The 25,017-nt window shown below is 69.0% G+C and carries 23 protein-coding genes and 2 pseudogenes; 18 read left to right on the top strand and 7 right to left on the bottom strand.

The genetic code is table 11. The annotated features are described in order from the left end of the window. The first annotated feature begins 83 nt into the window (after positions 1–83). On the top strand, positions 84–614 hold the full coding sequence (locus ACTRO_RS02590; protein WP_211244063.1) for an AzlC family ABC transporter permease: 531 nt from the start codon (positions 84–86) through the stop codon (positions 612–614). Positions 615–741: 127 nt separating this feature from the next. Beyond that, a complete protein-coding gene (locus ACTRO_RS02585; RefSeq protein WP_034260878.1) occupies positions 742–927 on the top strand; it encodes a hypothetical protein in 186 nt (61 codons plus the stop codon). Positions 928–1,025: 98 nt separating this feature from the next. On the opposite strand, the gene ACTRO_RS02580 is transcribed toward ACTRO_RS02585, so the two are convergent. Both ACTRO_RS02580 and ACTRO_RS02575 read right to left on the bottom strand, forming a co-directional pair. Beyond that, positions 1,026–1,676: a response regulator gene (locus tag ACTRO_RS02580; protein WP_034260877.1), complete on the bottom strand. Its 651-nt coding sequence runs from the start codon at positions 1,674–1,676 to the stop codon at positions 1,026–1,028. Positions 1,677–1,678: 2 nt separating this feature from the next. Then, on the bottom strand, positions 1,679–2,878 hold the full coding sequence (locus tag ACTRO_RS02575) for a sensor histidine kinase (protein WP_034272742.1): 1,200 nt from the start codon (positions 2,876–2,878) through the stop codon (positions 1,679–1,681). A gap of 17 nt (positions 2,879–2,895) precedes the next feature. On the opposite strand from ACTRO_RS02575, the gene ACTRO_RS02570 reads away from it, so the two are divergent. From ACTRO_RS02570 to ACTRO_RS02560, 3 genes are read left to right on the top strand one after another with little or no spacing between them, the layout of a single operon-like run. Then, positions 2,896–3,570, top strand: coding sequence for a YceI family protein (locus tag ACTRO_RS02570; protein ID WP_211244062.1), 675 nt, complete (start codon positions 2,896–2,898; stop codon positions 3,568–3,570). 26 nt (positions 3,571–3,596) lie between these two features. Continuing rightward, positions 3,597–4,550, top strand: a complete 954-nt coding sequence (locus tag ACTRO_RS02565; protein WP_034260874.1) for an ABC transporter ATP-binding protein — start codon at positions 3,597–3,599, stop codon at positions 4,548–4,550. After that, positions 4,547–5,353 (top strand): ABC transporter permease, encoded by an 807-nt coding sequence (locus ACTRO_RS02560; protein WP_051450192.1) that lies wholly within the window; start codon positions 4,547–4,549, stop codon positions 5,351–5,353. Before ACTRO_RS02565 ends, ACTRO_RS02560 begins: the two co-directional genes overlap by 4 nt. Positions 5,354–5,723: 370 nt before the next feature. On the opposite strand, the gene ACTRO_RS02555 is transcribed toward ACTRO_RS02560, so the two are convergent. Beyond that, positions 5,724–6,020 carry an organomercurial lyase gene (locus ACTRO_RS02555; RefSeq protein ID WP_034260872.1) on the bottom strand — a complete coding sequence of 99 codons (297 nt, stop codon included), beginning with the start codon at positions 6,018–6,020 and terminating at the stop codon, positions 5,724–5,726. A 312-nt stretch (positions 6,021–6,332) separates the two neighbouring features. On the opposite strand from ACTRO_RS02555, the pseudogene ACTRO_RS50660 reads away from it, so the two are divergent. Both ACTRO_RS50660 and ACTRO_RS02545 read left to right on the top strand, forming a co-directional pair. Beyond that, positions 6,333–6,638, top strand: a pseudogene (locus ACTRO_RS50660) (EamA family transporter); the annotation flags it as partial. Positions 6,639–6,839: 201 nt separating this feature from the next. Then, positions 6,840–7,676 (top strand): GNAT family N-acetyltransferase, encoded by an 837-nt coding sequence (locus tag ACTRO_RS02545; protein WP_169739801.1) that lies wholly within the window; start codon positions 6,840–6,842, stop codon positions 7,674–7,676. A gap of 85 nt (positions 7,677–7,761) precedes the next feature. Here the strand turns inward: ACTRO_RS02545 and ACTRO_RS02540 are convergent, their stop codons facing one another. The 3 genes from ACTRO_RS02540 to ACTRO_RS02530 form a co-directional block, all read right to left on the bottom strand. Then, a complete protein-coding gene (locus ACTRO_RS02540; protein ID WP_211244626.1) occupies positions 7,762–8,310 on the bottom strand; it encodes a TetR-like C-terminal domain-containing protein in 549 nt (182 codons plus the stop codon). A 25-nt stretch (positions 8,311–8,335) separates the two neighbouring features. Next, a complete protein-coding gene (locus ACTRO_RS02535) occupies positions 8,336–9,127 on the bottom strand; it encodes a hypothetical protein (protein ID WP_034260868.1) in 792 nt (263 codons plus the stop codon). Positions 9,128–9,764: 637 nt separating this feature from the next. Continuing rightward, positions 9,765–10,649, bottom strand: a complete 885-nt coding sequence (locus ACTRO_RS02530; protein ID WP_034260866.1) for a helix-turn-helix domain-containing protein — start codon at positions 10,647–10,649, stop codon at positions 9,765–9,767. Positions 10,650–10,848: 199 nt separating this feature from the next. Between ACTRO_RS02530 and ACTRO_RS02525 the strand changes: the two genes are divergently transcribed. The 11 genes and pseudogenes from ACTRO_RS02525 (at position 10,849) to ACTRO_RS02475 (ending at position 22,762) form a co-directional block, all read left to right on the top strand. Further along, on the top strand, positions 10,849–11,883 hold the full coding sequence (locus ACTRO_RS02525) for an alcohol dehydrogenase catalytic domain-containing protein (protein WP_034260864.1): 1,035 nt from the start codon (positions 10,849–10,851) through the stop codon (positions 11,881–11,883). A gap of 57 nt (positions 11,884–11,940) precedes the next feature. Further along, on the top strand, positions 11,941–12,915 hold the full coding sequence (locus ACTRO_RS02520; RefSeq protein WP_034260861.1) for an aldo/keto reductase: 975 nt from the start codon (positions 11,941–11,943) through the stop codon (positions 12,913–12,915). Then, positions 12,915–13,142 (top strand): carboxymuconolactone decarboxylase family protein, encoded by a 228-nt coding sequence (locus tag ACTRO_RS42610; protein WP_051450190.1) that lies wholly within the window; start codon positions 12,915–12,917, stop codon positions 13,140–13,142. The genes ACTRO_RS02520 and ACTRO_RS42610 overlap by 1 nt, the downstream gene beginning before the upstream one ends. 44 nt (positions 13,143–13,186) lie before the next feature. After that, positions 13,187–14,029, top strand: a complete 843-nt coding sequence (locus ACTRO_RS02510; RefSeq protein ID WP_051452277.1) for an aldo/keto reductase — start codon at positions 13,187–13,189, stop codon at positions 14,027–14,029. Between the two features lie 76 nt (positions 14,030–14,105). After that, a pseudogene (locus tag ACTRO_RS02505) lies at positions 14,106–14,321 on the top strand (ArsR/SmtB family transcription factor); the annotation flags it as partial. Positions 14,322–14,968: 647 nt separating this feature from the next. Continuing rightward, entirely contained in the window at positions 14,969–16,120 is a 1,152-nt protein-coding gene (locus tag ACTRO_RS02500) for a glycoside hydrolase family 11 protein (protein ID WP_063627914.1), read from the top strand. Positions 16,121–16,766: 646 nt separating this feature from the next. Further along, a complete protein-coding gene (locus ACTRO_RS02495) occupies positions 16,767–18,161 on the top strand; it encodes an FAD-binding oxidoreductase (protein WP_034260856.1) in 1,395 nt (464 codons plus the stop codon). A 371-nt stretch (positions 18,162–18,532) separates the two neighbouring features. Then, the gene (locus ACTRO_RS02490) at positions 18,533–19,540 is read left to right on the top strand and encodes an alcohol dehydrogenase catalytic domain-containing protein (RefSeq protein ID WP_034260854.1); all 1,008 of its coding nucleotides are present in this window, start codon (positions 18,533–18,535) and stop codon (positions 19,538–19,540) included. A 57-nt stretch (positions 19,541–19,597) separates the two neighbouring features. Next, positions 19,598–20,491: an SDR family oxidoreductase gene (locus ACTRO_RS02485; protein WP_034260852.1), complete on the top strand. Its 894-nt coding sequence runs from the start codon at positions 19,598–19,600 to the stop codon at positions 20,489–20,491. A gap of 640 nt (positions 20,492–21,131) precedes the next feature. Then, a complete protein-coding gene (locus ACTRO_RS02480; RefSeq protein WP_034260850.1) occupies positions 21,132–21,941 on the top strand; it encodes a ferritin-like domain-containing protein in 810 nt (269 codons plus the stop codon). Next, positions 21,938–22,762 carry a ferritin-like domain-containing protein gene (locus tag ACTRO_RS02475; protein ID WP_034260848.1) on the top strand — a complete coding sequence of 275 codons (825 nt, stop codon included), beginning with the start codon at positions 21,938–21,940 and terminating at the stop codon, positions 22,760–22,762. The genes ACTRO_RS02480 and ACTRO_RS02475 overlap by 4 nt, the downstream gene beginning before the upstream one ends. 531 nt (positions 22,763–23,293) lie before the next feature. Here the strand turns inward: ACTRO_RS02475 and ACTRO_RS02470 are convergent. Next, positions 23,294–24,709 (bottom strand): RICIN domain-containing protein, encoded by a 1,416-nt coding sequence (locus tag ACTRO_RS02470; protein WP_051450189.1) that lies wholly within the window; start codon positions 24,707–24,709, stop codon positions 23,294–23,296. Positions 24,710–25,017 lie beyond the last annotated feature (308 nt).

Below are 25,017 nucleotides of genomic sequence, written 5' to 3'. Positions count from 1 at the left end.
GCGCTCACTCAAACCCAGGGCTGGGGCCCGGCAGCCCCCATCGTCTGTTCGCTCGTCGTCTTCTCGGCACGGCTCAGTTCGCGATGGTGGCGGCGCTCAGCGCGGGCGGCGGCACGCTCGCGGCAGTGGTCGCGGCCGCGTTGGTCGACGTGCGTTTCATTCCGCTGGGGATAGCCATCGCCGGCGATCTGCGGGGCGGCCGGTTCCGCCGGGCGCTTGAGGGGCAGACCGTGGTCGACGGATCGTGGGCGGCGGCGCACCTGGGCGACGGCCGCTTCGACAGACTGCTGCTCTTCGGAGCAACGGCAGTCCAGTGGCCGGCTTGGGTGGCGGGCACCGTCATCGGCGTGGCCCTTGCCCCCGGTGCCGGACTCACGCACGCTCTGGGCCTCGACGCGCTCACACCGGCGCTTTTCGCCATCCTGCTCCTCGACGAACTCAAGCGCGGACGGGAAGGCCGGCTGTCCGCCGGCATCGGCGCGGTGGTTGCGGCCGCGTTGATCGCCGTCGCTCCCGCGGGGCTCGCCCTGGTCGCCGGCTCGGGCGCGGCAACGCTGGTCGCGCTTGCGCGCACGGGCAAGGCCGATCGCGCGGACGCGGAGGCGGCCGCGTGAACACGGCACATCTGTGGGCTGCGATCATCGCAGTAGCCTTGCTCAGCTTCTCTCTCAAGGGAGTCGGCCCCGCTGTCTTCGGGGGGCGTGAACTGCCGCCTCGCGCCCGGTCGGTGATGGCGCTGTTGTGCCGGCGCTGCTCGGGGCCTTCGTGGTGATCGACCTGGCAGGACCCGGCTGGTCGCGGATCGATCTCACCGAGGTCGGCGGCATCGCGGCCGGGATCGGACTACGGTGGTTGTGCAAGCTCCCGCTCCCTGCCGTCATCGCCGGCGCGGCGGCGGTAACGGCACTGCTTCGCCTGGCGCGGTGATCTGAGGGTTGATACTGCGGTGCATGCCCTCGATGTCGCGAGCATCACCGACGACCCGCAAGTGCACAGGTGACCGCCGGCGCGCGAGAACATCCTCGCTACGAGTCGGTGATCCCGGCGTCGTGCGCGAGAAGTCCGGCCTGTGTGCGGTTGACGCACCCAAGCTTGTCCAAGGTGCGCGAGACATAGCCCTTGATCGTCGCCTCGGAGAGGAACAGTCGCGCCGCGATCTGCGCGTTCGTCAGTCCCTCACCCAGACCGGCCAGCACCTGGACCTCCCGCTCGGTCAGCGAGTCGACCAGTTCACGTGCGCGCGACTGGACCGACAGACTGTCCGTCGACGCCGCGACGAGCCGGCGCGCGGCGGCCGGCGACAGAACGGTGTGCCCCTGAGCCGCGGTCCGTACCAGCCCGATCAGGTCCTCCGGCGGTGTCGACTTGACCAGGAAGCCGGTCGCCCCCGCCCGTAGCGCGCGCAGCACATAGGGGTCGGCGTCGAAAGTCGTCAATACCACGATATTCGGAGGGTTCCGCAGCTCATTGATGCGCTCGATCGCGGTCAGCCCGTCCATGCCCGGCATGCGCAGGTCCATCAGGACGACGTCCGGCTGACAACGGCGGACGGCTTCAAGGGCAGCCTCCCCGTCGTGCGCGTCCGCGACGACCTCGATGTCCTCGGCCGAGCCGAGGATGGTACGCAGAAACACGCGCACCATGGGTTCGTCGTCCACCACAAGCACCTTGGGCATGCTCACACCGTCGATTCCATGTGGGGTACGTGCGGGGGCAGCATCGCATCGATGCTGAACCCGCCGTCGGGGCTCGGTCCTGCACGCAGCTTGCCGTGCACCAGCTCGACATGGTGCCGCAGCTGGGGTATGCCCATTCCGGAACCCGACCGCGCGAGAGCCGCGGCCGGAGTACCGGTCGGCGACGTGTTGTGCACCGCAAGCCGCAGCTGCTCTGTTTCGTATGCGACGCGGACGGTCACGCGCGCGCCGGGCGCATGCTTGCGCACGTTGGTCAGGGCCTCGCGTAGCACGCGGTAGGCGATGCGTCCCACCACCGGTGAGGCGAGTGCCGGATCGCCCTCCTGGATCAATTCCGTGGGGATCCCCACCGCGATCGACTCGGCGACCAGGTCTTCGAAGCCCCCCACCGAGGGCGTGTGGTCGCCGTCGGATGCGGTGCGAAGGATCGAGACCAGATCGCGTAGCTCGTCCAAGGCCTGGCAGCCCGTCACCCGCAGGTCTTCCGCGGCCTGCCGCGTCGCCTCATCCCTGGCGGTCACCCGCAGCGCGCCGGCTTGCAGCACCATCAGACTCACCCGGTGGGTGACCACGTCGTGCATGTCGCCGGCCAGCCGGGCTCGCTCCTCCGCGCGCGCCCGCTCGGCGAGCAGGTGCTGCTCCCGCTCGGCCCGCTCGGCCCGCTCGACCAGGGCGAGCAGCATCCTGCGGCGGGCCACGAAATACAGCGCCACCAGCGGACCGACCGCGGTGCGCAGCAGCCCCACCGTCATGCTCGTCACCGACGGGTCCCAGGGGTGCATGATGACGACCGTCAAGGCGCCCAGCGCCACGTAGGCCGTCATCCGGCGGTTGCGCAGGTAGAAGATCGGACCGTAGGCGGCCAGCACGGTGGAGAACGGCGCCCACACGTTTCCCGGGTGGGCCGGCGTCAGTGCGCCGATCGGCGAGATCAGCAGCGTCACCGCGAGTGTGAAGGCGCCGAGCACGCCGACGACGGTGAGCGGGGCGATGCGGCGAACGGCCAGCGAGGCGCAGGCCAGGGCCTGAACGCCCAGCATGGCCCAGGCGAGCGCGCCAGGCTGATCGGGCCACCACGTCGCGCCGATCAGCGTCGTCCCCGTGTCGAGGAGCACGAAGGCGACCGCAAGCACCACGTCCACAGCGACGGGGTGCCTCCGATACCAGCGGGCCTGTGTCATGCCGTCCACCGTACGGTATGAGCGCTGCCGCCCGGCCCATCCGTGGATCACCCGCTACGTCCGTACCGCTCGGACCCTACGAAAGTCGTATGCCAAGCCCCGACGAGCAGTCCTTCGTCGCTTCGGAAGCCGACCGCCGGCCCTGCCGCGCCCAGGGCCCGCCGGCCTGGAATAGGGGCATGGCTACAACGAACGATCCCGAAGCGCTTCCCCGGCTGGGCCGCTACACGATCGACACCGACCGCTCCTCCATCACGTTCAGAAGCCGCCACTTCCTGGGCCTGCTTCCGGTGAAAGGCACCTTCGCGATCCGCAGCGCGACGATCGAGGTTGCGGAGCCCCTCGGCGAGTCGAGCCTCCGGGTGGAGGTCGACGCGACGAGCTTCCGCACCCGCAACAGGCAGCGGGACGCACAGGTGCGCTCCGCGAGGTTTCTCGACACCAGCCGCCACCCTCTGATCACCTTCGTCGCCGGCAGCGTGGAGCCCACCGCGGTCTCCGGGGCACTCACCGTGCGCGATGTGACACGTTCCGCAACGTTGACGATCGTGCACTCCGAGATCTCCCCGGAGTCCTTCCGCGTCCGTGCCACGGCCCGGGTCGATCGCGACGATTTCGGCATCACGGCATACCGCCTGATGGCCGGGCATCACTTCGACCTGACGCTGGAGGTCACATGCGTGCATCGCTGACTTCGGCAAGCTCACGCCGCCGAACCGTGGGCGAGAACCGTGAGTGCGCGGTCGTCGTGGCGGGCCTGCGCAAGACCTATGGCGCGATAACGGCCGTGCAGGACGTGAGCCTCACGGTCGAACACGGCGAGATCTTCGCGCTGCTCGGCCGCAACGGTGCGGGCAAGACCACCACCATGGAGATCCTGGAGGGCTTCCGCATGAGGGACGGCGGGCGGGCCGAGGTGCTCGGACTCGACCCGGGTGACGCGGCGACCAGGCGGGAGCTGAGCGAGCGTGTCGGTCTGGTGCTGCAGGACATCGCGGTGGAGCCGTACCTGACGGTCCGTGAGACGATCGCCCGCAACGCGGGCTATTACTCGGCGCCGCGCGATGTCGACGAGGTGATCGGCCTGGTCGACCTCGTGGGGCATGAGAAGGAGAGAGTCCGCACGCTCTCCGGAGGCCAGAAGCGCCGGCTGGATCTCGCGCTGGGGATCGTCGGCCGCCCGGAGGTGCTCTTCCTCGACGAGCCGACGACCGGGTTCGATCCGAACGCCCGCCGGGGCGCCTGGCAGTTGGTGCGCGATCTGCGTGACGCGGGGATGACGATCCTGCTGACGACGCACTACATGGAAGAGGCGCAGGCACTGGCCGACCGGGTGGCGGTGATCGCCGCCGGGCGGATCGTGGCCGAGGGTACCCCCGAGACGCTCGGCGGACGCGACACCGCACAGACCCGCATCAGTTTCGAACTGCCGCCGGGCCGGGCGGTCTGCGATCTGCCGGTGGCCGCCGCGCAAGGCGAGAACGGCCTGGTGATCGTCGAGTCCGCGGAGCCGACCGGCACCCTGCAGCAGTTGACCGCCTGGGCGCTGGGACGCGGTGCGGTGCTCGCTCGCCTGAGCGTCGAGCGACCGAGTCTCGAGGACGTCTACCTGCGCTTGACCGGCGATGACCGCAGCGTGCCGGAAGTCACGACGGAGGGGAGCACACTGTGAGCGTCACCGCTTCGGAATCAAGGCGCAATCCGGTCGCACCGCGGCGGGGTGCCGGCTTGTTGTGGCACCAGATCCGCTACGAGCAACTGACCTTCTGGCGCAACCCGCAGAGCGCGTTCTTCACTTTCGTCTTCCCGGTCTTGATCATCGCGATCTTCGGCGGGTTGTTCGGAAGCGCCGAGAACTCCTCGTTCTACTACGGCGGGAACCCGCTGCAGTACTACGTGTCCACGATCGCCGGAATGTCCGTGCTGGGCTCCTGCTACAGCCAGCTGGCCATCGTGCTCGCGACCCGCCGCCAGAACGGGATCTTGAAGCGGGTCCGGGCGACACCGCTCCACGCCTTCGGGTACTTCGTGGGTCTGCTCGCGCACTGCATCCTGGTGAGTTTCGTCGATGTCCTGCTGATCGTGACGGTCGGCCGTTTCTACGGTCTGGGGCTGCCCGCGTTCTCGCAATGGCTCCCGCTCGCCGTCTCCCTGACGCTCGGCGCGACGGCTTACTGCGCGCTCGGCATCGCCGTGGCGTCGGCGATCAGAAACGCGGATGCCGCACCGGCGGTCGTGCAGGTCATCCTGTTCCCACTCGTGATCATCTCCGGTACCTATGTGCCGATCCACGGCGCGATCGGCACCATTGCCGGCGCCCTGCCGGTGAAGCCTCTGAACGACGCATTGCTGACCGCCTTCACCAGTAGCGGTGCCGGTTTCCAGTTGCATGACTACGCCACCCTTCTCGCCTGGGGCGCGGCCAGTTCGGCGGTGGCCGTCCGCCGGTTCCGCTGGGACCCACGGCCGGAATAGTCCGAATTCAAGGCACGCTCAGCTCAACAGGCTCAGCGGCGTAAGGATGTTCACACATGTCGACCGCTACCAATCCCCTTCAGCACACCGCCGGCCTGCGGCGTCGGCCAAACTCACCCAGGCCTGCTTGCACCTCGTGGTCGCCGCGATACTCACCATCGGATACGCCCGCACTGCCAGAACTGTCAGGAGCTGAGGGCCCGGTCGGCGAAACCAGCTCCGGCCCTCCACCGTCTCGCTTGACGGTGGAGGGCCACAGCTCGTCGAATCATCCGCGGCACACTCCTGGACTGGGGTAGGCCCCCGGAGAGCATCGACACCGCCCTTCTGGCCGTATCGGAACTGGTCACCAACAGGCCCGATCCGGTTCTCAGCGACGGTACGGCGAGTCGAGACGACCTTCATACCAATGCGCCGCGAGGCGCCAGAGGACGTCGAGACCGAAGACAGAGCCTTCGCGCTGGGAGGTTTTGGCGAGCCATACATCGACGAAGTCTTCACTGCAGAAGATCCACTGGTTGTGGCAGGCCTGCACGGCGTTCTCCCACTGGACCAGGCACCGCCGGGACGCCAGGGCGAGATAAGCGGAGCGCTCCAGCTCGCGCAGACTCTCGCCACCGGCGTCGCCGCGGGTCTCGGCGGCGCGGCGTTGGCTTTCGCCGAACACGACGGTTCCACCATCCGCACGGCACTGACCGGGCTGTTCGCCTTCACGGCTTTGCTCGCCCTGAGCGGCGTCCTTATCTCAAGACGCCTCTGGCCCACAGCCTCGGCCAGCCGATGAGTCTCCACTGGCCTCGGAAGAGGGCCGCGTCCAAGTGGAGCCCGAGTCACTCGTCACGCGCGGCTACGCCGCTGTCAGCCGCCTCTGTGTCGTAGTCGGCCCGCGAGGCAAGTACTTCATCCATATGTGCTTCGGCCCAGTCCTTGATGGCGTGCATGACGGGCAGCAGAGAGCGGCCGAGCGGGGTCAGCTCGTATCGCGACCGAAGGCGCGACCAATGCCGCGACGGTCGGTTACCTGCTGCCGGTGGTATCCGTGGGGCTAGGGGCCCTGGTGCTCGGCGAGGCCGTCACCCCACGGGTCGCCGCGGGGATGGCGATCGTCCTCGGCGGCGTCGGTCTGACCCGGCGCACGACGGAGCGATCGGCTCGATTCCGTCGCATGCGAACACGTGCGTCCGGCGCAGGTGCGGTCGATCAGCACGCACGGGATGCTGATCGAGCCGCCGCCGAGCTCCGGCACGAATATAGAGAACATGCAACTGATCCTGGAGTCGGCTAAATTGGCCTTACAGCTGGGGGAAACCGGAACATGCTCCGACGATTTCATCCGGATGCGGCCGGGTCGGGGGAAACTCGGCGCCGGCGCCGAAATCGACGCGCATCGACTCTACACACGGCTTCGACGATGTGGAGCTCCGTCATGACGGAACACATGCGGTATCGGCACCGCCCTTACAGCGGGACGTCCGACCTTCGACAGATGCAATCGCTGAGCCAGCGACTCTGGTCCCCCGCCAGCCGATGGCACCCCGGCGAGCTCGTGTGGCTGCGCCTGCACGCCATCGGCCGCGAAGCACAGTGGAACACCTCTTTATGGTATTTCCGCGAACAGCTCGTCGCTTGGGCATGGGCTAGACAACCCGCCCATCTCGACCTGCAGCTCGATCCCGAGCACATCGAACTGGCCGATGACATCCTGCGCTGGTTCGACGACGTGACCGCCGCCGAGGCCGGACGCACTGTGACGGTGCTCGACGCCGAAACCGGTCTCATCGACGCTCTTCGTCGCAACGGCTACCGCGAGCAGACCGACGGGCCTTTCTATGTCCACCTCGGGCGAGACCTCACGGACCTGCCTCAACCCGAGCTCCCCGGCGGATATACGCTCCACTCCATGCTCGGCGTCAGTGATGCCGATGCCCGCGCCCGACTGGACCGAGCCGCGTTCTCGCAACCGCCTGACACCTTGAACGGGGTGCGCTATCGCGAAATCATGCGCACTTGGCCCTATCGGCCGGAACTGGACCGGTTCGTCGCGGCGCCCGACGGGACTCCGGCGGCCTTCTGCCTGGCCTGGCTGGATGAGCAGAACCGTGTCGCCGTCCTCGAACCGGTCGGCACCGCGCCGGGACACCGTCGTCTGGGCCTCGCCACCGCGGCGATCCTGAGCGCTCTACAGGCTGCTGAGACGCTTGGCGCCGACTACGCGCGCGTCTGTGCGCGCGGAAACGACGACCATCGCGCCGCCCGGTCCACCTACGAAAGCCTGGGTTTCCGGCGATATGCAACCAATCTGACGTGGTCTCGAGAAGCCTAGCCTCCGTGCCGGTGACGGGTGGGAGCCACGGCGCTGTCTGGAATCGGCGGGTGGCCGGGGCGGATCCAGGCGGGCTCGGACCGGCTCAGGCGGGATCCCGCGGATCGCCCCAACTGCGGAACGCGCCGTCCAGCATGTCGACCAACCGGGCGAAGGTTGCGTCGACCGACTGCGGCAGGCCGAAGCCGCCGGCCGATTCCAGCATGGCGAAGCCGTGCATCGTGACCCTCAGCAGCCTGATGGCGTCGACCAGATCGCCGCCCTCGACACCGTAACCGAGCAGAACGGCGGCGAACACGTGCCCGGCCTGGGCAGCCGCGGCGTTGTGCTCCTCGTCACCCCCGGTCGGGGCGGCGGCGAGCGACGCGGCGCGCCCCGGGTGGGCGAGTGCGTAGTCGCGATAGGCACCGCACGCGGCGGCAAGCGCGTCCCGCCCCGAGCGGCCGGTCGTCGCGAGCGCGAGGACCGCGGCCAGTTCGCGTACTGCGAGCACGGCGACGTCGCGCCGCACGGCCTCGAGACTCACCACATGTTTGTACAGGCCGGGCAGCGACACGCCGCAACGCCTGGCCACGGCGGCGAGCGTGAGGCCGCCGAGGCCCGCCTCATCGGCGACCTCGGCGGCCTGCGCCACGATCTTCTCCCGGGTCAGCCCGACCTTAGGCACGGCGGCGACGACCCGACGCGACAGCAACCCCGGTGACCCAGACCAGCAGCAGCGGCCCGTCGACGTAGGCGATCGGGGCCAGCGCCGGGTTGAGCGTCAGGTAGCCGACGCCGGAGCCGAGCAGCAGTATCGCCAGCACCGCCCCTTCGACGCCCAGCCAGCGCGGCAGCACGGCGCGCCGGGCGAGCGCCGCGCCGCCGACTGCCATGCCCGCGAGCAGGAACATCTTCACCCCGTCCAGCCGATTGACGATCTGGAACAGGGTAAGCGATTCAGCGGCCTCCCCGCGCGGCGCCGCCACGACGGCCAGGACGACTCCGAGCACCCACTGCACCGCCGAAACCGCAGCTGCCAGGGCGCCCGCGGGCAGCGCCAGCCGGGAGAGCCGGCCGGGCCGCGCGCCCGCATGCCCGCCGGCGGCCGCCCACGCCGCCGCCCGCGCCGCCCGCGCCGCCCGCGCCGCCCGGCCCAGTGCGAAGGCGACCACGGCCAGGCCGACGGCCGGAAGACCCTCCGTGAGCGTGAACTGCGCCGCAGCGGCGCCGGAGTGTGCGGCGAAGGCCGTGGTGACGCCGGTCGAAGTCGAGGTGACCGCAGGATTCGCCGGCCACAAGCACAGGCCGGTGATCCACGAAACCGAGTACGCGATACCGACCGCGCCGACGACCCCGACGCCCAGCCAAGGACGGCTCGTCTCCGCCGCGGCGGCCGCCCGGTCGTCGGCGCCCAGGTCGATCTTGCTCTGCGCCGTGTCGCCCTGCGCAGCGCCGAACAACGTGCTCATCCGAAGCCTCCCTGAAATCATCCCGCAGCTAGGTTACTGGGACTAACTTCAAGTTAGCCTCAGTAACCTACGCCGCGCAAGTCGAAGCTCGGGGTCGCGACAGACGAGGTCGCCTGTACCTCGACTCGCGACGGTCTGCTGGCACCCGGTCCGATGCAGGCTGGTGACGAACAAGGCCACGTCGGTGCCGTGCTCGGCGCGGACCGTGCCGAGGAACTGTTGCATCTCGGGTCCGGTGACGGATCCGGAGGCCCTTACCGCTTGCACCGGATGACCACGCGGCGACCGTCGGGCAGGTTGGCGATCACGTCCGCGCCCAAGTCGCCAGTTTCGTCTCCAACGGCCACTTGATTTCGCAGTACCGGGGCAGTCGACGATCGAACCCATCAGCACGAAGGTCAGGACATTGGGCTGCCGCAGTGGCCGCGCAGGAACGGCAGACCGGCCGATCCATGGTCGGTATGGCGCGCCGGGGCCGAGGCGTTCGAGATGGGCCTGCTGGGCGGGGGCCACGGTGATTCACAGCGAGGCGGGCACTGCGCAGATCTGTTCCCTGTCACGTCGGACGGTGTTGGCATCGCCGGACGCCGTCTCAAACCCTCGAGCTCGTACGTCGTTCGAGTTGTCGAAGGGCAGATTAGGAGGTGGACTGCATCGCGGTTGGCGCGGCGGTGTTCCAGCTGGCGAGGAGGTCGAGTGCTTCGGCGTCGCGGGTGCCGGGGGCGACGCCGCAGATGATGAGGTAGAGGCCTTCGTCGGCGGTGAGTTGCATGGTTTCGTAGTTGAAGGTCATCTCGCCGACCAGGGGGTGGGTGATGCGTTTGGCGCCGGCGCGGTGGCGGCGGACGTCGTGGCGGGCCCAGCGTTGGCGGAAGGTGTCGCCGCGGGTGGAGAGTTCGCCGATGAGGTCTGACAGGGCCTTGTCGTGGGGGTTGTGGCCGACTTCGGCGCGCAGGGTGGCGACGTTCTGGTCGGCGACGGCGTCCCAGTCGGGGTAGAACTCGGCGGCGGCCGGGTCGAGGAAGGTGAAGCGGGCGGAGTTGACCGGGCGTGCCGGGCTGTTGAAGACGGGTGCGAACAGGGCCCGGGCCAGGGCGTTGCCGGCCAGCAGGTCCAGCCGGCCGTTGCGGATGTAGGCGGGGACGCCGTTCATCGCCTCGAGCATGTTCCACAGCTCCGGGCGCAGGGTGCGCCGGGCCGGGTGGCGCGGGGTGCGGCTCGCGGCGGAGGTGGCGTTGGCGGTGCGGACCAGGTCGAACAGGTGGGAGCGTTCGGCGTCGTCGAGGAGCAGCGCGCTCGCGATGGCGTCGAGGACCGCGTCGGTGGCGCCGCGGGCGTCGCCGCGCTCGAGCCGGGTGTAGTACGGGACGCTGACTCCGGCCAGGTGCGCGACCTCCTCGCGGCGTAGGCCGGGGACTCGGCGTGCCCCGGCGAGCGGGGAGGTCTTCAGCCCGGCCTGTTCGGGGGTGATCCGGGCGCGGCGGGTGGTGAGGAAGTCGCGGATCTCGCTGCGTCGGTCCATACCTCGAGATTACGGCTGTGGTCCCCGGCAGTACGCGGCGGTGGGGGACCTTGTCAGGGTCTGCTTGGCGGCCCTGGGCGCGCTGCGAGTGGTGTTGGCTGGAAGCAGGCTCCGAAAAGACGAGCGCTCCGGGACGCCCTGCGCATCGCCGGGGCGACACCGGGTGCCGGTTGCGAATCCGTCGAGGAGAGTTGAGTTCATGCGTGCGACACTGCTTCACCAAGCCGGCGACGTCCGGGTCGAGGATGTCGCGGACCCGAAGATTCAGCAGCCCACCGATGCCGTGGTGCGGATCGTGCTCGGGTGCGTCTGCGGCAGCGACCTGTGGCCCTACAAGTCCCAGCCGTGGACCGACCACCCGCGCCAGATGGGCCACGAGTTCGTGGGCGTGGTCGAGGAGACGGGCCCGCAGGTCACGACCGTCAAGGCCGGGGACCTGGTCGTGGCCCCGTTCACTTACAGCGACGGGACGTGCGTGTACTGCCGGGCCGGGTTGTACTCCTCCTGCGAGCACGGCGGCCCGTGGGGCGTGAACGGTGTCGACGGCGGTCAGGGCCAGGCGACTCGAGTCCCTTACGCCGACGGCACGCTCGTGCCGCTGCCGGTGGGCGAGGACTCCGAGCTGCTGCCGGATCTGCTGACCCTCTCGGACGTGCTGTGCACCGGCTACCACGCCGCGCGCACCGCGGGTGTGCGGGCCGGGGAGAGTGTGACCGTCGTCGGTGACGGCGCGGTGGGATTGTCCGCCGTCATCGCCGCGAAGCTGCTGGGAGCTGAGCAGATCATCTTGATGGGCCGGCATAGCGTACGCACCGACCTGGGGCGTGAGTTCGGCGCCACCGATGTGGTCGCCGGACGGGGCGAGGAGGGCGTCGCCGCGGTGCGCGAGCTGACCGGCGGGTACGGCACCGGGCGGGTCCTGGAGTGCGTGGGCCTCAAGGACGCGCTCGTGCAGGCCTCAGGCGTGGTGCGCGACGGCGGCACCATCAGCCGCGTGGGCGCGCCGCAGTACCCTGAGGTGCCTTTGGGATTCCCCGAATTCATGCGCAACATCACCCTGACCGGCGGCGTCGCTCCCGCCCGCGCCTACATCCAGGAGCTCATGCCGCACATCCTTGACGGCACGATCCATCCCGGCCGCGTGTTCGACCGCACGGTCGCCCTCGAAGACGTCGCCGAGGGCTACCGGCTGATGAACGAGCGCGAAGCCCTCAAGGTCATCGTCCGCCCCTGACCCGCATGCCGGGCTCGCGACCAGTACGACCAGCTCACCGAAGGAAGAGGAAGTCCCGTGAAGCACATCCACCTGCGTGACCTCGAAGTTTCCCGCATCGGGCTGGGAGCGATGGGCATGTCCCACGGCTACACCGGCGCCGGAAGCGACGACGAGCAGTCCGTGCGCACCATCCACCGCGCCCTGGAACTCGGCGTCACCCTCATCGACACCGCCGAGGTCTACGGCCCCTACACCAACGAGGAACTCGTCGGCCGCGCGCTCAAGGGCCGCCGAGACGAGGTGGTGCTGGCGACCAAGTTCGGGCTGATCTCGCACACCGGCCGCGAGTCCGGTCCGGACAGCAGCCCCGCGAGCATCCGCGCCGCCGTCGAGGGCTCACTCACCCGCCTGGGCACCGACCGGATCGACCTGTACTACCAGCACCGCGTAGACCCCGCCACCCCGATCGAGGAGACCCTCGGCGCCCTGGCCGAACTGGTCGCCGAGGGCAAGATCCGGCACATCGGGCTCTCCGAGGCCGGCCCTGAGACGATCCGCCGGGCCCACGCGGTGCACCCGGTCACCGCGGTGCAGTCGGAGTACTCGCTGTTCACCCGCGACCCCGAAGCCCGCGTGCTGCCGGTGCTGCGGGAGCTGGGCATCGGGTTCGTGCCCTTCTCCCCACTCGGACGCGGCTTCCTGACCGGCAAGATCCGCTCCGCCGAGCAGTTCGACGCCACCGACTTCCGCGCCGACAACCCCCGCTTCACCGGCGAGAACTTCGAGCACAACCTGCGCCTGGCCGACCAGGTCGCCGCCATCGCCGCCGAGATCGACGCCACCCCCGGACAGGTCGCACTCGCCTGGCTGCTCGCCCAGGGCAACGACATCGCGCCCATCCCCGGCACCCGCCGCATCGAGCGCGTCGAGGAGAACACCGCCGCCGACGCCCTCGAACTGACCGACGATCAGCTCACCCGGCTCAGCGCCCTGGCCCCGGCCGCCGGAGACACCCACAACCCTGCCCAGATGAAGATGATGGAGCGCTGATGACCGGCACCAACCCCCGCGTGGCACCGGACCTCGTGCGCCGCCGCGCCCCGAAGCTCGCCGACCTGACCGACGACGGCCTGACCGCAGACGAACTCGCCGAGGCGATCACCCACCTCGCCTTCTACGCCGGCTGGCCCGCCGCCATGAGCGCCACCGCCATCCTCGCCCAAGTCACCGAGGCAAGCACCGACACGCCGCCTCCCACCGACCACCAGCCCCGCTAAGGAGCACCCCCGTGCAGCACCTGACCTTGAACAACGGCGTGAACATGCCCACCCTGGGCTTCGGCGTCTTCCAGACACCCCCCGAGGTCACCGAGCAGGCCGTCACCTCCGCGCTGGAGAGCGGCTACCGGCTCATCGACACCGCCGCCGCCTACGCCAACGAACGCGAAGTCGGCAACGCCATCCGCAACTCCGGGTTGCCGCGCGACGAGATCTTCATCGAGACGAAGGTCTGGATCAGCGACTACGGGTACGACCAGACCCTGCACGCCTTCGACAAGTCCGCCGGCAAACTCGGCGTCGAGACCATCGACCTGTTCATCCTCCACCAGGCCCTGCCGAGCCGCTTCGACCTCACTCAAGAGGCGTACCGCGCGCTCGAGAGCCTGCTGGCCGACGGTAAGGTCCGCGCCATCGGTGTCAGCAACTTCATGCCCGAACACCTCGATGAGCTACTCAAGCAGGCCGAGGTGGTCCCCGCGGTCAACCAGGTCGAGGTCCACCCCTACTTCACCCAGCCCACCGTCCAAGCAGCCGATGCCGCCCGCGGCATCCTGACCCAGGCGTGGTCGCCCATCGGCGGCATCACCAGCTACCGCGGCACCGGCACCAGCACCTTCGAAGACCCCGCCATCACCGCCATCGCCGCTACCCACGGCAAGACCCCCGCCCAGGTCATGCTCCGCTGGCACCTCCAGCAGGGCCGTTCCGCGATCCCCAAGTCCGTGCGCCCTGAGCGCGTCGCCGAGAACTTCGACGTCTTCGACTTCGAACTCACCCCCGCCGAACTTCACGCCCTCGACAACCTCGACACCGGCACCCGCGGCGGGCCCGAACCGGCCGCCATCACCCTCGAAGCCTTCGGCCGCGACATCCCCGAAGCCTGAGCCCCAACACGAACACACTGGCACGGGTCAGCCCGCCTCCAGCAAACGGCCCACCCGCAGAAGCCACCGCTCGCGCGAGGTCGGCATGGAGCAGCCCGCCGTCTCCCACCAACTGCGCCTGCTGCGCCACCTCGGCCTCGTCACCGGCACACGGCAGGGCAAGAACACTCTCTACGCCCGCTACGACAACCACGTCGCCGCTCTCCTCGATGACGCCGTCTACCACTCCGAGCGCCTGCGCCTCGGCCTGCGCGACCACGTCGGACCGCCCGCGATCGAGACGATCACCTAGCCCCCTGCGACAAGCTGCTGCGAACCCGGACTGCGAGATGCGAGTCGCGCCACGCCGGCGGTCGAGTCCTGACCGCCGGCGTGCATCTACCTTTTGAGGGCTTTGATTCGTGGCGTTTCCTTCGGCAGACGAGTAGCGCTGGTCAGGCGCGTCGCGCTGGGCCGACGGAAGCGCTGTGTCTGCCGTGCCGGGGATCGCGGTGATCGGTTGAGGCTGCCCGGAGGCGGACACCCGATCGACCCAACTAGCGAAACTTTCTATACGGACCTACCCGGCCACTCGATATCTTCGGGCGTACGGGCGGGATGAATTCGATCTTGAAGGACTCTTCACCGCCGTCGCCTGGGGAAATCCGCACCCAGATACGGCCGGATCTCGAAATCATTTCCGAAATAAGTCCGAAAGTTCTTGACAGCCCATCAGGGCCAGACCAATACTTTCGCCATTGCCCGTACACCCGCTGGCAATCCGGGCCACCTGCCGCGCCTGGACTACTGGCCGTCGCCCACGTCGGCCGATCCATCTCCGCCCACCCGTCACGAACCGGCGCGCGACGGCCGTCACCTGCACGCCGACGGCCACGCCGCGCCATGCCGTGCTGCCCCCGAGACATTCGCCGCCCCTGAAACGAGGAGGAAGCCCGCACGATGAACGACGCTCCGCTCCGTTCGACCAGCAGCCGCGCCCGCCGCCGAACCGGCTTACTGATCACCTCCGCCATCGCCGCGGCAGCGGCCGCAGTCGTTGCGGTCATGCCCGGCACCGCCGATGCCGCGACAACCATCACTTCCAACTCGACCGGCACCAACAACGGGTACTTCTACTCGTTCTGGGAGCAGGCCAGCGGCGCCACGATGACGCTCGGATCCGGCAGCAACTACAGCCTGACCTGGAACACCGGCTCGCAGAACGTCGTGGCCGGCACCGGATGGAACCCGGGCACGAGCAACACCGTGACCTACTCCGGCTCGTGGAACTGCAACGGCAACTGCTACCTCTCGCTGTACGGCTGGACCACGAACCCGCTCGTCGAGTACTACATCGTCGACAACTACGGCAACTACAACCCGAGCTCCGGCGCCACCAAGCTCGGCTCCGTCAACAGCGACGGCAGCACCTACGACCTGTACGAGACCACCCGCACCAACGAACCCTCGATCCAGGGCACCGCCACGTTCAACCAGTACTGGGCGATCCGTGAATCGAAGCGGACCGGCGGCACCATCACCGTGTCCAACATCTTCAACGCCTGGAAGAGCATCGGCCTGAACCTCGGCACCCCCAACTACGAGATCCTCGCCACCGAGGGCTACCAGAGCAGCGGCAGCTCCAACATCACCGTCACCTCCGGCGGCAGCAGCGGCACGCCCACCTCGTCGCCGACACCGACGACCTCGGCCAGCTCGCCAAGCGGCGGGAGCGGCAACCGGAACGCCTATCAGCAGATCGAGGCCGAGTCCTTCAACGCCGCATCCGGCGCCTCGACCCAAGCCGGCGACGGTGGCACCGTGGTAAGCCTCTCCGGCTCTGGCAGCTACATCGCGTTCAACGGCGTGCAGTTCGGCTCGCCAGGCGCGGCCAGCGTCTCATTCCGCGTCGCGAACGCGACCCCCGGGCTCAACCTCCAGGTGCGGATCGGAAGCGCCTCGGCTTCCCCGGCCTGCACCGTGTACCCCAGCGGGAACAACACTTGGACGGCGAGCTCCAACAGCTGCTACCCGAAGCCAAGCGGGACGCAGACCGTCTATATCACCAGCACCGGACCCGTGGAGATCAACTACCTCACCTTCGGTCAGTAGCCCGCCGCGGTCCAGAGGAATATCAGACCCCTGTGGCGCGAGGCGCCTCTCCGGGAGGCGGCCTCGCCCGCAGGGGCCTGATGGCTTCCACTACTACCTGTCGCCGACCCCGGGAGCTGCCGCTGGGCGAGCACGGCCGGGTCGGATCCCGCTGACGCAGACACGCCCGCTGAACGAGCCAGTACAAGTCAACGGGTTCAGCCGGCGTCGAAATGCTCCTGGCAGCGCAGCCGCGCTTCGGCCATGCGGTCGTCGTCGACATCCGCAAGAGCGACCATGTCGGCAGCTCACCGGTCGTTTGGTCGGGCGCGGACCAGATCACGAACCGCTCCGCCTCGAAGACGTCGCCAGCAGGTCATACCCGAGCCGTCCTCCGGCAGCCCGAGGACGACGACCCCGCCGCCGCCGGGGATCAGGTCTGCGATGTCGGCAACGGCGTCTGCCGCCAGGTTGCAGGCGCACGGCGGGCGGGTGATGCTGGAAGGAGTTGCGGTGCGGCGGGGAGGGGTCGCCTGAACCCAGGGCTCCGAACGCGGGGTCGGTTCTGCCCGGCGGCGAGATTTTCCAGACGTTCAGCTGTGGGGCGAGCACGATCGCCGTGCCCCGAGCACGCGGAAGCGGCCCGAACCCGCCTGGAGGTCTTTCCATGGACAGCTCAGTTTTGGACCCGATGAGAACCGCGCTGCGCGGCCCGATCGTCGCCCCGGGCGACCCGGACTACGACTCGGCCCGAAGCGTCTACAACGCGATGATCGACAAGCGGCCGGCTGCGCTGGTGCGCTGCGCGGACGCCGCCGACGTCATGGCGGCCGTGGGTTTCCTGCGCGAGAGCGGGTTGGAACTCGCCGTCATGGGCGGCGGGCACAGCGGTCCGGGGCTCGGCCTCATCGACGACGGGGTCACGCTGGACCTGTCGGCTCTGCGCGGCGTCCGAGTCGACCCGCGATCCCGCACCGCCACGGTCGCCGGAGGGTCCACGCTCGGCGAGCTCGACCACGCCTCCCACGGGTTCGGCTTGGCCACGCCGACGGGCATCATGTCCACCACCGGCGTCGCCGGTCTCACCCTCGGCGGCGGCCACGGCCACCTGACCAGGAGCTACGGTCTGACCGTCGACAATCTGCTCTCCGCCGACGTGGTGCTGGCCGACGGGAGCTTCGTCACCGCCGACGAGGATCACGAGACGGACTTGTTCTGGGCCCTGCGCGGGGGCGGAGGAAACTTCGGCGTCGCCACGTCGTTCACGTTCCGGCTGCACCCGGTGGACACGGTCGGCGTGGGGATCACCCTGTGGCCCATCGAGCGGGCCCGCGAGGTGCTGGAGTGGTACCGCAGGTATCTGCCACAGGTCCCCGAGCAGGCCAGCGGCTTCTTCGCCGAGCTGGTCGTCCCGCCCGGGCCGCCGTTCCCCGAGGAGATCCACCTGACCAAGGTCTGCGGCGTCATCTGGAACCACACCGAGGGCGCCGAGGCCCTGAACGAGCTTCTCAACGCCGCGGGAGCGCCGCCCGACCCGGCGTTGCGGTTCGTGGCGCCGATGCCCTACCCGATGCTGCAGAGCATGTTCGACGAGCTGCTGCCGCGCGGACTCCAGTGGTACTGGCGCGGCGACTTCTTCGATCAGATCAGTGACGAGGCCGCCGAAATCCATGCACGATTCGGCAGCAGGATCCCGACCGCGTTGTCCACGATGCACCTGTATCCCGTCGACGGGGCGGCTCACCGGGTCGCGCCCGACGCCACGGCCTGGAGCTACCGCGACGCGACGTGGTCCGGCATCATCGGCGGGATCGACCCCGACCCGGCCAACGCCGCCGCGATCAAGCAGTGGTGCCTCGACTATTGGGGCGAACTGCACCCGCACTCGATGGGCGGCTCCTACGTCAACTTCATCGGGCAGGAGGAACCGCAGGACCGGGTCCAGGCCACGTACCGCGGAAACTACGACCGCTTGGCGCGAGTGAAGCAGCAGTACGACCCGGACAACCTCTTCCACGGCAACCAGAACATCAAGCCGGGTTCCGGGCCGTCGGGTCCATGAGCACGAACGCCGAGCGTTCGACAGCGAAATCGGCACACTGTGGCGATCTTGGGGATCTGCTCCCAGCCCGCAGCATCGGCCGTCACGCTCAGCACCGCGCCCACGTGCAGCCGCCAGACCACCCGACGACAGCGCTTCAGCGCAGGTCCCGTCCTCGTGACGCGACCGTGGCGGCTCCCATCCACCCGGTTTCGGCGATGTGCGGGCGGTACCGATCACCACCTGTGCAATTTCGAAGGCCGACGGCCTCCGCTGAAAACTGATCGATTCGATGATAGGACTGGGAGTGAGCGGCCCGTCACCCTGCGAGCCCATGCCGGCTGCGAGCATCGACCGCCACGACCCGACAACCGGATAGAGGGGATGTCCCCGTGCGAGCTGCCATCGCCACCGCTGTCGACCAACCGCTTTCGATCACCGACCTGGATGTGCCCGAACCCGGGTTCGGCGAGGTGCTGGTGAAGCTCACCGCCTGCGGCGTGTGCTTCACCGATCTCGGCCTGCTGCAGGGCCACTATCCGTTCGCCCGCTTCCCCGTCGTCCCCGGCCATGAGATCACCGGCACCATCGCCGCCGTCGGCCCCGGCGTGGCCTTCCCCGAGGTGGGCACCGCTGTCGGCGCGCAGTTCCTGTACGACTCGTGCGGGCATTGCGACTACTGCGTGCGCGGCGAGCAGATCCTGTGTCCCGACAAGCGGATCACCGGCATCGTGGCCAACGGAGGTTATGCACAGTACGCGCTGCTCAAGGCAGGTTTCGTCACGCCGCTGCCGGCCGGATTGGACCCGGTCGCCGGTGCACCGCTGATGTGCGCGGGTATCACCGCGTTCAACGGGCTGCGCCGGGCGGGCACGACGCCCAGCTCCCGGGTCGCGGTGATCGGCCTCGGCGGCGTCGGCACCATGGCCGTGCGCTACGCGGTCGCCATGGGCGCACGCGTCGCGGTCGTCGGCCGCTCCGATCGCGCTCACGACGAGGCCGAACGACTCGGCGCGGAATTGTTCATCGCCAGCGCCGAGACCGATCCGGCCGCCGCGCTCAAGGAATGGGACGGCGGCGCCGAAGTGATCCTCAACGCTGCGCCCTCCACCGCGGCGGCCACAGCCACCCTCGGCGGCCTGGCCCCCGACGGGACCCTGGTGCTATGCGGCTATGGCGAGGATCCGGTGACGGTGCCGACCCAGCCCATGGTGCTCAACCGACTGCACGTGATGGCCAACCCCTCCGGTTCGCCGCACGACCTGCGCGACACGCTCACGTTCTCCCACCAGCACGGCATCTACCCCGAGGTCACGCGGATCAGCCTGGACGATGCGCCTGCCGCGCTCAAGGCGATGGCCGAGGGGCGAAGCCATGGCCGCTCGGTCATCGTCTTCTGACCCCCGGTCCGCGATCCGCGAAGCAGCTCCGTACGTCAACCTCGTCAGGAGTCTTCCATGAGCAAGGTCGTCGTCATCACCGGCGCGGGCTCTGGCTTCGGAGCCTTGAGCGCCCGCGCGCTCGCCGCGGCCGGCCACACCGTTTACGCGGGCATGCGCGCGACCACCGGCCGCAACGCCGAGCGTGTCGCCGAAACCGCCGCCTACGCAAAGGAACACGGCGTGGACCTGCACACCGTCGAACTCGACGTGCTCTCGCAGCAGTCCGCCGATGCCGCGATCGCGAAGATCGTCGAGGAGCAGGGCCGGCTCGATGTCGTCGTGCACAACGCGGGCCACATGGTCATCGGCCCCACCGAGGCGTGGAGCGCCGAGGAGATCGACTCCGTATACGACACCAATGTCCTCGGCACCCAGCGCGTGAACCGGGCGGCGCTACCGGTCCTGCGCCGGCAGGGCGAGGGCCTGGTGCTGTGGATCGGTTCAACCAGTACGAAGGGCGGCACCCCGCCTTACCTCGCGCCCTACTTCGCGGCCAAGGCCGGCATGGATGCGCTGGCCGTGAGCTACGCCGCGGAACTGGCCCGATTCAACATCGAGACCACCATCGTCGTGCCGGGCTCGTTCACCTCGGGCACCCAGCACTTCGCTACCAGCGGCCGCCCGGCGGATCAGGAGACGGTCAAGGCCTACGACGAGCGCTACGCGGGTCTGATGGATCAAGTCTCCCAGCGCCTGGCGGAGCTCGCCCCGGCGGACGCGGACGTCTCCCAGGTAGCCGACGCCGTCGTCGAGGTCGTCGACACCCCGCACGGCAACCGCCCCTTCCGGGTCCACGTCGACCCGGCCAACGACGGTTCCGAGGAGGTCTCGCTCGTGGCCGACCGCATTCGAGAGCGATTCCTCAACCGCATCGGCCTGGAGGACCTGCTGCACCCGCACACCGTCTGAGCCTGAGTCAGGGCAAGGACCGAGGAGGGGTGCTCCGCGCTCATCCAGGCGACTGTGTTCGAGACCCAGGTGTAATGCGCGGCCAGGGCTCGGTCTTCGTGAATCGCGGTGCAGCCGCGGGCCACTCCGGGGGTACAGGCGAGCGCCGGCGCCTCGCGGGTCGCCACCGAGGCGGTCGCCGCGATCGGCATCTTGCCGCCGCTGCGACTGCGGGCGCGGTCGGCCCAGCGGAACGCGTAACTGGTAGTCCCCGGCATAGCCCCTTGAATGGGCGCCCCTCGCCCAGCCCACCTTTGGTTTGCAGCCGCAGTCATTGGCCGAACCCGATGGTGGGAAGGCGCACTCCTCATCACCCATCTCCGGTAACCATGTCGGCTGCTCAGGCACTCCGCTCGGCTTTCTTCATCACGCAGGCCACTCGTGAGGAACCTCATCCCGGAGGTTCCTTTCCTGCGGGCCGCCCGGCCCGCCTCTGCCTTTTCGCAACCGCGGACGCGTCGGATGCCCGCGCCACTCCGTCGCGTGAATCCGTGGGCGTATGCGGGCCGGGAAGCAATCCGGGCGACCGCGCTCGCCGAATGGAGGGCTCGGAGGGCCGGTTCATCGCCGGCCTGAGATCACACACGAGAGGGAGACCGCGATGGATGGCCAAGCCATCGACACCCGGCTGCTTTCAGAGCTGACCGAGCAGTCCCAGGACCTGCACAGCGACGCCACCCGCATCACCGCCGCCGCGCTCGGCGATTTCGCCGAAGAGCGGCGCGACGCCCGCGCCCATGGCGGCCGCGGTCCGAGCGCGTGGGCCGCGAGCCTGCTCGGCGCCGGAGCCCTGCTGGTCGGCGCCACACGCGCGAGCGCGGATTCCGCCTCGCCGAGTCCGAACGCCAACGACGTCATGGCACTGCAGACCGCCGCGTCCATCGAGAACCTCGCGGTCTCGGTGTACACCACCGCCGCGGGCCTCGACTTCATCAAATCCGGCAATGCCACCGTCGCGGCATTCATTACCAAGACCACCGCGCAGCACCAAGCACACGCCGCGGCGTTCAACGCCGCTCTCACCCAGGCCGGCGCCAAGACCCAGAACAACCCCGACCCGAAGTACGCGGCCGTGGTCAAGTCCGCGCTGCCGAACATCAAGAACCCCGGCGACGTCGTCGCGCTCGCCCTCACCCTCGAGGACGTGGCGGCGCAGACCTACGCCAAGTACGTCTCGCTCGCCTCCACCGCCTCGCTGCGCACCCTGTTCGGCTCCGTCGCCCCGGTCGAGGCCCAACACCGCACCGTGCTGCTCTCCGTGCAGGCGCTGATGAATGCGAACGACGCCGACCTGATCACGATCCCGACCGACGCCGCCAAACTGCCCGCCGCAGCCGGCAGCGTCGGCATCCCCGTCGCGTTCTACCCGACCACCAAAGCCTCCCCGATCAGCGAAGGGGCCGTGTCGTGAGCCACACCTCCGACTGGCAATTGCCCGTCAGCGAAGCCGCCCTGACCGCGATGACCCGCGAGTTCGACGACGCTCACCGCACCGCGTACCCGACGATGCAGGCCCGGGCCGCCGACCTCGTCGAGGAACTGCACGACAACGGTGCCATCGCAGCCGCGGACAGCCGCGTCGGACGCCGCGGATTCCTCCTCGGCCTTGGCGGAACGGGCGTCGCGCTCGCCCTCGCCGCATGCTCTTCGAACAGCTCGAACAGCTCGAACGCGAGCGGGTCGGGCACGCAGAACCCGAACACGCGAGCCGCATCCTCGGGCTCGGCGATGAACAGCCCCTACACCAGCGACCTGAAGGTCGTCGCGCTCGAGAACCAGGCCGTCGGCGCCTACAAGGCCGCGCTGACCGCCGCGCAGGCCGGCAAGCTCGGCACCGTGCCCCCGGCGGTGGCCACCTTCGTCCAGACCGCGATGAGCCAGCATCAGGACCATGCCAAGGCGTGGAACGCGGTACTCACCGGCGCCGGCGTACCGGCGATCACGAACGTGCCGCTGACGAACCAGCCCGCCACCATCCGGGCCCTGGGCGCGGCCACCAGTGTCGGCGCGGTCGCGAAGCTCGCCCTGGAACTCGAGAACCAGGCCGCCGAGACCTACCTGTTCGCCACCGCCCACGTCTCAAGCGCCGCAGGCATCGCCACCGCCGCATCCATCGCGCCGGTCGAGGCGATGCACGCCGCGGTCCTGAACTTCGTCCTCGGCAACTACCCGGTCCCCGACGCCTTCCTCGGCACCAGCATGGCCGCGAGCCCCGCCCTGCTCACCGTGTAGCACCGCGGCCCACGATCCTGTCCGCGGGGCGCGCCGACGGCCACCGCCGCGCCCCGCGGACAGCCCCATTCGGCTTCGGGCCGCCCGACTGTCATAGCGTTGATGAAAAGAAACGACCGTGCACCGCATTGCCCTCGCTGCGAGGCGCCCCGGTCGGCCACAGCCGGCTGCTCCTCGAACTCAAGCAACCCGGCCCCGGCCGTCACGACAACCACACCGACTACGAGCCCTGACACCATCGTCATAGAGGGCTTCACGTTCACCCGGCCGTCCTGACCGTCTCACCCCGGGCCAAAATCACCGTGGTCAACAAAGACACGACGACCCACACGGTGACCTCGACCGCGGATCCCAAAGCCTCTCGGCACTACCGCGAAGAGACCAGCCACTTCATCCGCCGGGCCGTCGAGCACAAGCGCCGCACGGTTCGGTGGTCACCGACCTCATCAAGCCGATCGGCCGAGGCCCCGGCGAGTCGTGGGTGACCACCCGCCGAGGGCCCCGTCCAGTACTTCGTCACTCAGCGCTGTATCACCGGGTAGCGAAGTCCTGGTTGTTGCCTGTGCCGGATTTGCAGGTCCATTGGTCGAACTGGACGCCCTGGGTGGTGACGGCGCCGGCCTGGTCCAGGCACAGGCCGCTGTTCTGGTTCTTGAACTGCCAGGTGCCGTCGGACTCCTGGATCGGCAGCCAGAGCCCGTTGGCCGAGCCGTTCTGGGTGTACTGGATGATCTCGGCGCCCTGGGCGGTCGAGGCGCTCTGCACGACGATGTCCTTGCCGCTGTTCTCGTTCTGCAGCTCGCCGTAGCCGCCGGAGGCCGACACGAACTGGAACTCCTGGTTCGTGTTGCTGGTGGACTTGCAGGTCCACTGGTCGATGACGGCGTTGTTCGCGGTGCTGTTGCCGTTCACCTCGATGCAAAGCCCGCTGTTCTGCACGACCAGCTGGTGGTAGCCGCTCGGGAAGCCGCTGCTGCCGCCCCCGCCGGAGGACGATCCGCTGGTGATCTTGTTGAAGACCTTCGAGTACGCGTAGCCGAGCGGCTTGTCGTAGCCGTCGACTTCCCAGAACGACAGTTCCTGCACGCCGTTGGAGGCGGCGAAGCTCTCCAGAGTGGAGGCGTTGGACTGGGTGAAGTCCTCGTTGTCGTCGTTCTGGCCGGCGATGGGAGTGAGCCCGAGCATGTTCCAGGCCTGCGTTGAGGAGGAGCCGAAGGCGCTTTCGAGCTGGGGCACTGTGTCCTTCGCCGCCGACTCGGCGTCGTTGAGCGCGTTCTGCCCGTCGCCGAAGTCCATCGTCATGATGTTGACGAGGTTGACCGCGACGCCTTTGCTGTGCGCGTCCTTGAGCAGCGCGGTCGCGTCGGACTCCAGGCCGGTCGGGTCGACCGGGATCGTGAAGTCGATCTGCACAGCCGGGTTGGCCGCCTGGAGCTCGGCGAGCGCCTGGTCGCGCCGCGCGTTCGACGTGGTGTCGTCGAGCACTGAGCCTTCGATGTCGAAGTCGAGCCGGGTCACGTGGTAGGTGCTCACGACCTTCGCGTAGGCCGCTTCCAGGCTGGAGACCGAGGTGCAGGTCTGCGCGAGCTCGCCGCCGGCCTCGCCGCCGAAGGAGATGATGACGTTTCCGCCAGCCGACTGCACCGCGCTGACCTGCGAGGTGAACGCGCCGAGCGAGTCGCCGCCGTCCTCCCACTCGGGCGTGCAGCCGGAGGAGGGCGTGAGGAACGCGAGGGTGTAGAACTTGTCGCCGCTCGCGCTCATGTCGGCGGACATGTCGCCCGCGTCCGAGCTGTCGATCTGCAGGTACGGCGCGGAGTAGTGGGCTGGGAACGCGGCTGCCGCGGCCGCGGCCGGAGAGGCCCCGACGACTCCGGCCGCCGCGGCGGCGCCGGACAGCAGGGCGGCTACGCCGATAATCAGTGCTTTGCGAACGCCACTGGGCATACCTGATCCTCCGGTGGGTGTGGACGGGCAGTGGCTGTGCGGGTGTCATCGCGGTGCATGTGCGGGTATTGCGAATATGCGGCGGTACCGGCGGCCCGCGTACGTGTGCGGATGAGAGGGGCTGCGGCGGGTGCCCGATGGGCGCTGCACGCGGACCCCGGCTTCTTGTTAAGAAAGTTTCCTAACCTCAGATGGGGAGATTAGGCACCCACACCCCGGCCGTCAAGGGCTTCCGGCGATTTCGGGGACTGCCGGGCGCAAGGTGCCGGGCCGCGCTCCGCCGCCTGCCGCGACGCCTTCCAGCACCG

Origin of the sequence: Actinospica robiniae DSM 44927 (assembly GCF_000504285.1) — a bacterium.
Taxonomy (GTDB): domain Bacteria; phylum Actinomycetota; class Actinomycetes; order Streptomycetales; family Catenulisporaceae; genus Actinospica; species Actinospica robiniae.
The sequence above is the reverse complement of the archived record's forward strand: the minus strand, read 5'-3'. Positions and strand labels throughout refer to the sequence as shown.